This window comes from Streptomyces sp. CO7, assembly GCF_053474865.1.
In genome coordinates, this window is record NZ_JBRIOU010000002.1 from 586,745 (window position 1) to 596,462 (window position 9,718).

9 protein-coding genes are annotated in these 9,718 nt (G+C 72.8%); 4 read left to right on the forward strand and 5 right to left on the reverse strand.

All coding sequences use genetic code 11. From position 1 onward, the window contains the following. A partial coding sequence (fes, locus tag ACOV8S_RS04615) for an enterochelin esterase (protein ID WP_448316237.1) occupies window positions 1-1,208 on the forward strand: 1,208 nt, incomplete at its 5' end. An 80-nt stretch (window positions 1,209-1,288) separates the two neighbouring features. On the opposite strand, the gene ACOV8S_RS04620 is transcribed toward fes, so the two are convergent. The 3 genes from ACOV8S_RS04620 to ACOV8S_RS04630 all read right to left on the reverse strand — a co-directional run bounded on the left by ACOV8S_RS04620 (window position 1,289) and on the right by ACOV8S_RS04630 (window position 4,159). Continuing rightward, window positions 1,289-2,053, reverse strand: coding sequence for a DUF4097 family beta strand repeat-containing protein (locus ACOV8S_RS04620; protein ID WP_448316238.1), 765 nt, complete (start codon window positions 2,051-2,053; stop codon window positions 1,289-1,291). Between the two features lie 121 nt (window positions 2,054-2,174). Next, on the reverse strand, window positions 2,175-2,804 hold the full coding sequence (locus ACOV8S_RS04625; protein WP_448316239.1) for a ThuA domain-containing protein: 630 nt from the start codon (window positions 2,802-2,804) through the stop codon (window positions 2,175-2,177). 95 nt (window positions 2,805-2,899) lie between these two features. Then, complete coding sequence (locus tag ACOV8S_RS04630) at window positions 2,900-4,159, reverse strand: FAD-binding protein (protein ID WP_448316240.1); 1,260 nt, start codon at window positions 4,157-4,159, stop codon at window positions 2,900-2,902. A gap of 218 nt (window positions 4,160-4,377) precedes the next feature. Between ACOV8S_RS04630 and ACOV8S_RS04635 the strand changes: the two genes are divergently transcribed. The 3 genes from ACOV8S_RS04635 to ACOV8S_RS04645 all read left to right on the forward strand — a co-directional run bounded on the left by ACOV8S_RS04635 (window position 4,378) and on the right by ACOV8S_RS04645 (window position 8,213). Continuing rightward, a complete protein-coding gene (locus ACOV8S_RS04635; protein ID WP_448316241.1) occupies window positions 4,378-5,742 on the forward strand; it encodes a radical SAM protein in 1,365 nt (454 codons plus the stop codon). A 217-nt stretch (window positions 5,743-5,959) separates the two neighbouring features. Continuing rightward, window positions 5,960-6,631: a YitT family protein gene (locus ACOV8S_RS04640; protein ID WP_448316242.1), complete on the forward strand. Its 672-nt coding sequence runs from the start codon at window positions 5,960-5,962 to the stop codon at window positions 6,629-6,631. Window positions 6,632-6,698: 67 nt separating this feature from the next. Further along, the gene (locus ACOV8S_RS04645) at window positions 6,699-8,213 is read left to right on the forward strand and encodes a SulP family inorganic anion transporter (protein WP_448316243.1); all 1,515 of its coding nucleotides are present in this window, start codon (window positions 6,699-6,701) and stop codon (window positions 8,211-8,213) included. A gap of 62 nt (window positions 8,214-8,275) precedes the next feature. Here ACOV8S_RS04645 and ACOV8S_RS04650 read toward each other — a convergent pair whose 3' ends face one another. Both ACOV8S_RS04650 and ACOV8S_RS04655 read right to left on the reverse strand, forming a co-directional pair. Then, window positions 8,276-8,974 (reverse strand): hypothetical protein, encoded by a 699-nt coding sequence (locus ACOV8S_RS04650; RefSeq protein ID WP_448316244.1) that lies wholly within the window; start codon window positions 8,972-8,974, stop codon window positions 8,276-8,278. A gap of 87 nt (window positions 8,975-9,061) precedes the next feature. Further along, window positions 9,062-9,718: lipoprotein (locus tag ACOV8S_RS04655; protein ID WP_448316245.1), on the reverse strand; the 657-nt coding region annotated here is incomplete at its 5' end.

The following is a 9,718-nucleotide window of genomic DNA, read 5'->3' on the forward strand; positions in this document are numbered from 1 at the left end:
TCGCCGCGCTCGCCGCCTCCGGGACCGGGAGCACCGAGGCGTTCTGGGACGAGGTCCGCGCCACCGGCACCCCCCTGGTCGAGCCCGACCCGCAGGGGGCGCCGGACCACGCGCTGGTCACCTTCCTCTGGCGGGGCGACGAGGAGGTCCGCGCCGTCCTCGCCCTGCCCAACAAGCTCGCCGACCCGCGCGACCCGGCCGCCAACCTGATGCGCCGCGTCCCCGGCACCGACGTGTGGCACTGGACGCTGCGGATGCGCACCGACTGGCAGGCCACGTACTCGATCTGCGTCGACGACGGCGACGACCCGGACGCCCCCGCCCCGGGCGACCAGGCGTACTGGCCCTGGCTGCGCGGCCGTCTGCGCGTGGACCCCTTCAACTCCCGCACCCTCGCCCGTCGCTGGGGCGGGGAACCGCAGTCCGTGCTGGAGCTGCCCGACGCGCCCAGCGCCGAGAAGCTCTGGCGCCGCCGCCCCGACGTGGCCCGCGGCGCCGTCACCGAGCACCTGGTGCGCAGCGAACTGCTCGGCAACGAACGGCGGGTGTGGCTCTACGAGCCCGCCACCCGGGGCAGCGCCGCCGAGCTGCCCGTGGTGGTCCTCTTCGACGGGGAGATGTGGCAGCCCGAGCTGGACGTCGCCGCCCTCCTCGACAACCTGATCGCCGACGGCGCCCTCCCGCCGGTGGCCGCCGTGATGCCGGAGTCCCTCGGCTCGCAGCGCCGTTACCGCGAACTCGCGCCCAGCGACACCTTCGTGGACTTCCTGCGTACCGAGCTCCTGCCGTGGGCGGGCGGACTCCTGCCGCTGACGGAGGACCCGGCCCGCACGGTGGTCGCCGGGCAGAGCCTCGGCGGACTCGCCGCCGTGTACGCGGCGGTGCGGGCCCCCGAGCGGTTCGGCAACGCCCTCTCCTGCTCCGGCTCGTTCTGGTGGCCCAACCACGCGGAGACCGACGGCGAGTGGATCACCGGCGCGATCCGTGAGCACGGCGTGCCCGACGGCGTGCGGCTGTGGCTCTCCTCCGGCGAACAGGAGTGGGTGCTGGTCCCCGCCACCCGCAACCTGCGCGAGGCGCTGGCCGAGCGGGACGCCGACTTCTCCTACCGGCAGTTCAACGGCGGCCACGACTACCTGTGCTGGCGCACCGAGATGGCCGACGGGCTGACCGCCCTGCTGGGCGACCGGGCCGCCCGACAGGCGTAGGCCCACGGCCCGACAGGCGTAAGCCCACGGCCCGGCGGGTGTCGGCCCACGACCCGGTGGGCGTCACCACCCGCCGGGCGTCAGCCCGCCGTGCGCAGCACGATGTCGCCGTTGTCGGAGCGCACGTCCAGCCGGTGGGCGCCCTCGGGGTCGGTGGCCAGCCGGGTGGTGACGTCGCCGTTGTCGGCCTCGGCGTCCACCCGGTAGGCGGTGCCCTCCGGCACCTCCAGCGTCACGTCGCCGTTCGAGGAGGACGCGTTCGTGCGGCGCGGCGCGGCGTCGAAGACCAGCTGGACGTCCCCGTTGTCGGAGACGACCGTCACCTGCGAGGAGGTCAGGCCGGTGGCGCGCAGGTCGCCGTTGTCGCCCTCCAGGGTGAGCGGCCCGGTGGAACCGGCCACCTCCACGTCGCCGTTGTCCGTCTCGATGCGCAGCGCGGTGCCGAAGCCCTCGGCCTTGATGTCGCCGTTGTCGCCGGTGACGGTCAGCCGCGTGTCCCGGGGGACCAGCACCTCGTAGCGGGCCGAGCAGTTGCCGGCCAGCAGACCGCAGTCGGTCCGCAGCTCCAGCCGGTCGCCGTCCATCTCCCAGGTGGCCTCCGGGTCGCCGATCAGCGCCCGGCCCGCGAACCACCGGGTCACCTCGATCTTCTCGACGTCCGCCGGGCGCACCGCGAGGTCGCCGTTGTCGGTGTCGATGGTGAGAGGACCCGCCGTCGCCGCGAAGGACCGCTTCTCCGGCTTCGCCTCGTCCAGGTCGGCGCCGCAGCCGCTCAGGGCCGCCAGCGCGAGGACGGCGCCGGCGCTCACCAGGGCGACACGGGCGGTGCGGTTGACTGCGGCCACGGGGGCCTCCGTTCAGGTCGGGCGGGGTGTGCACGTCGACGTGTTTCGACGCTTCCGACGCTACGGAGCGGGGCGCGCCGTCACGATCCGGTGCGCCCCCTTCGTCGTACGGGGGCTTTCCCTACCCCCGCCCCTCGCAGACCCACTCCAGGCCGCCGCGCAGGTGGGTCAGGAAGGCCGGGTCCGCGTACGCCGCTGTGTCGTGGCCCAGGGCCGTGAAGAAGACGCGCCCGCGGCCCTGGCGGTGATGCCAGGCCAGCGGGTGACGGTCCTCGCCGCCGCGGAGCAGCACGGAGACCTCGGCCGGGTCGGGGACCGGGTCGAAGTCGTACCACTCGTCGCTCCACGTCCACTCGGCCGGCAGATGGGCCGTCGCCGGGTGCGCGCGGTCCTCGACCAGCACCACGTCCGTCCCGAACGGGGGGTGACCGGCGAACCGCGACCGCTGCAGCTCGCCGGTGTACCAGGGCCAGTTCTCCTCGGTGCAGGCCGCCGAGTGGACGCCGGCGAAGCCGGTCCCGGACTCGACCGCGGCGGCCAGCGCGGTGCGGCCGGCGTCGGTGAGGATGTCGCCCGAGGTGCACAGGAACACCACTGCCGCGTAGGGCGTGAGGTCGCCCTCCAGGGCGGCCGGATCCTCGGTGGCGTCCACGGTGAACCCCTCGAGGCCGCCCACCGCGGCCAGCGCGGCGGGGATCGAGTCGTGGCGGTAGTCGGTGGTGCGGGTGTGGACCAGCAGGCGGCGCGTCATGGCGACACGGTAGGCCGTGCGCCGCGCGCGCCGGTGGGCGGGAGGCGGATCGGCCCGCGCCGGGGCGGGTGGCCGAAAGCGGGCCGCCCGCCGGCTCAGCCGCCCAGGAACTCGTCGACGAACGCGTTGCGGAAGGCGCCGCGCGGGTCCAGCTCCGCGGCGAGGGCCGCGAAATCCCCGTGCCGCGGGTAACGCCCGCGCAGCACGGGCCCGGGCACGGTGAACACCTTGCCCCAGTGCGGGCGGGGGGCGAAGGGCGCCAGCGCCTCCTCGACGCGGCCGATCACCGGCAGCACCGCCGCGGTGTCGTCCACCCAGGTGAAGTGCACCGCGACGCTGTCCCGGTCGTAGGAGGGGCTCAGCCACTGCCCGTCCCCGGCCACCGTGCGGACCTCGCAGATCTGCAGGACGGGAGCGATCTCCTCGCGGACCTCGGCGAGGGCCTGCAGCGCCTCCACGGCCGAGCGGCGCGGCAGGAGGTACTCGGACTGCAGCTCGTCGCCGCTGCTGGGGGTGAACTCGGCCCGGAAGTGCGGCAGCCGCTCGTGCCAGGGGCCCGGAACACCCAGCTGCTGGGTGCAGTTGCCCGCCGGCATGCCCGGCACCGGGTGCATGGGCGCGTCGGCCGCGGGCGCCCACCCGAAGTCGAGGACACCGTGGTCGGTGCGGTGCTTGACCCAGACCTGCTCGAAGACCGGACGGCGCCAGGACGTGAACAGGCTGACGCTGTAGGCGGCCGAGGCGACGGCGGCGAAGTCCAGCCCCTCCAGCGGCAGCTCCGTGAAGACCCGCTGCTCGACCTCGAAGGCCGGCTCCAGGTCCAGGGTGAGGGCGGTGACCACGCCCAGGGCGCCCAGCGAGGTGACCACCCCGCCGAAACGGGCGTCGTCGCGGCCCACCGTTGCCAGCGAGCCGTCGGAGGTGACCAGCTCCACCTCGCGCACCGCCGTGGCCAGCGGGCCGTTGGCCACGCCGGAACCGTGGGTGCCGGTGGCGACGGACCCGGCCACCGAGATGTGCGGCAGCGAGGCCATGTTGGCCAGCGCCAGACCCCGCGCGTGCACCTCGCGGGCCAGCCGGGCGTAGCGGACCTGGCCGCCCACCCGGACGGTTCGCGCGGCGGTGTCCACGTCGACCTCGGCCGGCAGCTCGTCCAGCGAGAGCAGCAGGCCGTCCGCGCCGGGGTCGGCGATGGTGTTGAAGGAGTGGCCGCTGCCCAGCACCCGCACCCGGCGCGCGCCGGCCACGGTCTCCCTCAGTTCCCCGACCGAGGCGGGCCGGGCCGTCGCGGCGGCGGAGAAGACGATGTTGCCGGCCCAGTTGGTGAGGGCGGCGGCGTCGATGGTGCGGGGCATGCGCGGTTCCTTCGTGCGGGCGCGGTACGCGGGCGATCGCGCGCCGCGGGGTCCGGACTTCAGCCTCTCACCCGGGCGCGGGAAACCCCTCACCTGGCCCGACGACTGTGAGGTCCCCCACATCCGGGCCGCCGAGGAGGCGTGTCACGGGGACCCGGTCCCGCACCCGCGTCACCGGAGGCATACGGTGAGAAGTCGCGCATGGGAAGGAGAACGGTATGAGCACGGGCACGGGCAGTCGTACCGCGCTGGTCGAGGATCTGATGGAGCGGTTCCCCGGGGTACCGCGGGAGGCCGTGTTCAAGGAGGACCTGCTGCGAGGCGGTGTCGCCTTCGACGCCTCGGCCCTCAGTGACAACGAGGACGGCGAGGTCAAGCCGAAGTCCTACTTCATCTTCTCCTTCGACCACGGCACCCTGCCCGAACTGGGCGAGGCCGCGCTGCGGCGCCCGCCGGAGGAGATCATCCTCACCGGCGGCCCCTACGACCTCCGGCGCACCGTCGTCTCGGTCCGGGTCAACCCGACCTCCCCGTACCGGGTCGCCGCCGACGAGCACAACGTGCTGGGTCTCTACCTCGACGGGAAGCGCATCGCCGACGTCGGCGTGCCGCCGATGCCCGAGTACTACCGGCACAAGCTCTCCAACGGGAAGTCCGTGATGGAGGTGGCCCCCACCATCCAGTGGGGCTACCTGATCTACCTCACGGTCTTCCGGGTGTGCCAGTACTTCGGCGCCAAGGAGGAGTGCCAGTACTGCGACATCAACCACAATTGGCGCCAGCACAAGAAGGCCGGCCGCCCCTACACGGGCGTCAAGGACGTGGAGGAGGTGCTGGAGGCCCTGGAGATCATCGACAGGTACGACACCCAGAAGGTCTCCACCGCCTACACCCTCACCGGCGGCGCCATCACCTCCAAGGTCGCCGGGCGCGACGAGGCCGACTTCTACGGCCACTACGCCAAGGCCATCGAGGAGCGCTTCCCGGACCGCTGGATCGGCAAGGTCGTCGCCCAGGCGCTGCCCAAGGACGACGTGCAGCGGTTCAAGGACTACGGCGTCAAGATCTACCACCCCAACTACGAGGTGTGGGACGAGTACCTGTTCAAGCTGCACTGCCCCGGCAAGGAGCGGTACGTCGGCCGCGACGAGTGGCACAAGCGGATCCTGGACTCCGCGGAGGTCTTCGGCCCGCGCAACGTGATCCCGAACTTCGTCGCGGGCATCGAGATGGCCGAGCCGTTCGGCTTCAAGACGGTAGACGAGGCCATCGCCTCCACCACCGAGGGCCTGCGGTTCTTCATGTCGAACGGCATCACCCCGCGGTTCACCACCTGGTGCCCGGAGCCGACCACGCCGCTGGGCAAGACCAACCCCGACGGGGCGCCGCTGGAGTACCACATCCGGCTGCTGCAGGCCTACCGCCAGACGATGGAGGACTTCGGCCTGTCCTCCCCGCCCGGCTACGGCCAGCCCGGCCCCGGCCGCGCGGTCTTCTCGGTGAGCTCCTTCATGGACAGCCTCCCCGCCGACGAGAGCTACGTGGACAACGAGATCGCCGCCGCGACGGCCGAGCCGGCCTGACCGCGACGGTGAGTGCCAGGACGCCGCCCGCGCCACCGCGCCCCACGAGGGCCCGGGGCGCGGGCGGCGTCGTGTCCGGGTGTGACCGGTGGGACGGCTGCGCGATCTGCGGCAGCCGGTACGAGGTCACCGCCTGAGCGGCCCGCGGCTGCCCTGTACCACGGGGTGACATGGCCTGGAAACAGGCGTGCGAAAAATGGGTGGTACTTTTTCGGTCATGTCGAGTTCTGCCCTCTCGACCACGGCCGACTCCGAGGCCGCGGTCGACTCCCCGGCCCCGGGCCCCGCCGCCGCGGCCACTCCGCACACCCTCGTGGAGAACCTGGCGGCGTACGTGATCGGCGCCTTCCTGATGTCCTGGGGGCTCACCCTCCTGCACGCGGTGGGCGGCGTCACCGGCGGTCTCGCCGGCACGTCCTTCCTCATCAGTTACGCGGGCGGGCTGCCGCTCGGCGTGGTGTTCTTCGTGGTCAACCTGCCCTTCTACTACTTCGCCGTGCGGCGGATGGGCCGGTCGTTCACCCTGCGCACCCTGGCGGTGGTCGCGCTCACCTCGGCGCTGACCCCCGTCCAGCAGGAGCTGGTCACCCTCTCCGGGATGAGCCCCTGGTACGCCGCGGTCTTCGGCGGTCTGTGCGTCGGCCTCGGCATGATCGTGGTGTTCCGCCACAACGCCAGCGGCGGCGGCTTCGGCATCCTCGCCCTGCACCTGCAGGACCGCTACGGCTGGCGGGCCGGGTACGTGCAGCTCGCCCTGGACGCGGTGGTGATCCTCTGCGCCCTGCCGCTGGTGGAACCGATGGTGGTCCTCGCCTCGCTGGCGGGCGTGGCCGTGCTCAACATGGTCATAGCGATGAACCACCGGCCCGGCCGCTACAACGGCAGCTGACCGCGGCCCCTCCGTCCCGCCTCCCCCGCAGCGCCCACGCGGCGCCCCTGTTCAGGATCGGTCCCGTATGTCCTTCACGCCGTCGCCGGCCCCGGCCGGCGCGCGTCGCCGCCCGCGGCCCGTCCTGCCCGCCTGGACGCGCGACCCCAAGGTCTGGCGGACCGAGGTGCTGGCCGGCCTGGTGGTCGGACTCGCCCTGATCCCCGAGGCGATCTCCTTCTCGGTGATCGCGGGCGTCGACCCGGCGGTCGGCCTCTTCGCCTCGTTCCTGATGGCGGTGACCATCTCGGTGGTGGGCGGCCGCCGGGCGATGGTCTCGGCGGCCACCGGCGCGGTGGCCCTGGTCATCGCCCCGCTGAACCGGGAGCACGGGTTCGGGTACCTGATCGCGGGCGTGATCCTGGCGGGCGTCTTCCAGATCGCGCTCGGTCTGCTCGGCGTCGCCCGGCTGATGCGGTTCGTGCCGCGCTCGGTGATGGTCGGCTTCGTCAACTCGCTGGCCATGCTGGTCTTCCTGGCGCAGATCCCCGAGCTGACGGACGTCCCCTGGGCGGTGTACGTGCTGCTCGCGGCCGGTCTGGCCATGCTGGTGTTCTTCCCCCGCATCAGCAAGGCGGTGCCCGCCCCGCTGGTCACCGTGGTCATCCTCACCGTGATCACCGTGGCGGCCGGGATCGCCGTGCCGACCGTCGGCGACCGCGGCGAGCTGCCGTCGGCGCTGCCGGTGCCGGGGCTGCCGGACGTGGCGTTCACCCTGGACACCCTCACCACCGTGGCCCCCTACTCCTTCGCCATGGCGCTGGTGGGCCTGATGGAGTCGCTGATGACGGCCAAGCTGGTCGACGACATCACCGACACCCACTCCAGCAAGACCCGCGAAGCCGTCGGCCAGGGCATCGCCAACATCGTCACCGGCTTCTTCGGCGGCATGGGCGGCTGCGCGGTCATCGGCCAGACGATGATCAACGTCAAGGTCTCCGGCGCCCGGACCCGGCTGTCGACCTTCCTGGCGGGCCTCTTCCTGCTGATCCTGTGCGTGGCGGCGGGCCCGGTGGTCTCCGAGATCCCGATGGCGGCGCTGGTCGCGGTCATGATCATGGTCTCGATCACCGCGTTCGACTGGCACTCCGTCGCGCCCCGGACGCTCCGGCGGATGCCGGTGGGGGAGACGACGGTCATGGTGATCACCGTCGTCTGCGTGGTCGTCACCCACAACCTGGCCGTCGGCGTGGTGGTCGGCTCGATCACCGCGATGGTGGTCTTCGCCCGGCGGGTCGCGCACCTGGTGAACGTCACCGCCGCCGTCCGGCCCGAGGAGGGGCGGGTGGTCTACCGGGTCGACGGTGAGCTGTTCTTCGCCTCGTCCAACGACCTGGTGACCCAGTTCGACTACCAGGGCGACCCGGACGACGTGGTCATCGACCTGTCCGCCGCCCACATCTGGGACGCCTCGTCGGTGGCCGCGCTGGACGCCGTCGAGAACAAGTACGCGCAGCGGGGCAAGCGGGTCACCGTGGTCGGCCTGAACGAGGCGAGCGCCCGCATCCACGAACGGCTGGCGGGACGCCTGTCCTCCGAATGACCCGCGGGACCCGCCGGTGAGGGCCCGGTCCTGACCTGGCCCTCACCGGCGCGCGGGCGGGATCAGACCTTGCCGCCGCAGATCACGTCGTACGGCCGGCCGATCGCGAACAGCAGTTCCATCGGCTCCGTCGTCCCGGACGGGCACTCGGCCTTCTTCTTGACCAGACCGAGGACCTTCAGGTCCGACGATTCCGCGGACGCGCAGGCGATCTCCTGTGCCCGGTCGTCCACGCAGTCCCCCTTCACCAGCTGACCGCCGCCCGCGCCCGCGTCGCCCGGGTGGTCGCCGGACAGGTTGCGGCCGCAGACGGTCTCCGTGGGGATGCCGCCGCCGGAGTTCGAGCGGCCGTAGCTGATCGACACCTCGATGATCAGGTCGGTGCCCGCCGGGCACTGGATGGACTCCGGCATGATGGAGGCGTCCATGATCTCCAGCGCCTCGAAGGTCGCCCCGGCGTCGTCGCAGTCGACCATCCGGTAACTGTCGGAGCCCTTCTCCGGGTCCGGGCCGCCGCAGTCCCCCTTGCTCCAGTTGCGCGCCTTCCCGTCGCCGCCGGACGACGGCGAGGACGCGGACGGCGACGTGGACGGCTCCGAGGTGTCGTCGTCGCCGAAGACCTGCGAGGCCCCGAAGGCGAGCGCGATCACCACGCCCAACGACAGCAGACTCCCCAGACAGCCCTTCGCCCGGCTGCCCGCGGACGGCTGCCGCGGCGGAACCGGTGGTGGTGGCGGTGGGGTGTTGTTCTGCCAAGCCACGATGTCGTGCCTCCCCTGCACTCGACGGACACGGGGGAGGACGGCCGGCCGGTACCGGCGGTTCCGCCGGGAGACGCCGGAGTCCGGTCAGGTCGTGTGAAGGGTGGTGCGGGCCAGTTCGTACGCCGGGAGCATGGCCCGGTGCTCCTCCTCGTCGGACCCTCCGAGGTGCAGCACCACGGGTCCGCCGGGGGTGACCACGGCCAGAGCACGCTGCGGCACCAGCTTCTCCCACAGCGGGCTGGTGGTCAGGTAGGTCACCGCGGCGGCCTCGAGTCCGTCCTCGGTCCGGAACGTGCTGTACTCGGCCTTCTCGGAGCCCTCGGTCTCCGCCGCGACGAACTCCTTCAGCACGGCGGTGGCGTCGTCACCGGACGGGTCGCCCGTCCACACGCGGAGGAAGCCGATGTGTCCGGCGCCCTTGGCGTCGACCTCGCAGGCGGCCGCGACCGGCCCCTGCCGGAACAGCTCCTGCAGGCCCTCCATCTCCTCCGGCACGTCCTCACCCAGCGCCTCGGCCCCCTGCACGGCCTCGGCCTTCCAGCCCTTCGCCACGTCGAAGGCCACCGGCAGCTCGCAGGCCGACCCGCCCGGTCCGACGGTCCCCGCGCTCTTCGCGACCTCCGCGGAACCGCCCTTCTCCCCACCCGGGGCCGACGCCGAGGGACCCTTGCCGCGCCCGTCCGCCGAGTCCCGCTCCGCCTCCCCGGCGGAGCGGGACTCGGCGGACGGGCGCGGCAAGGG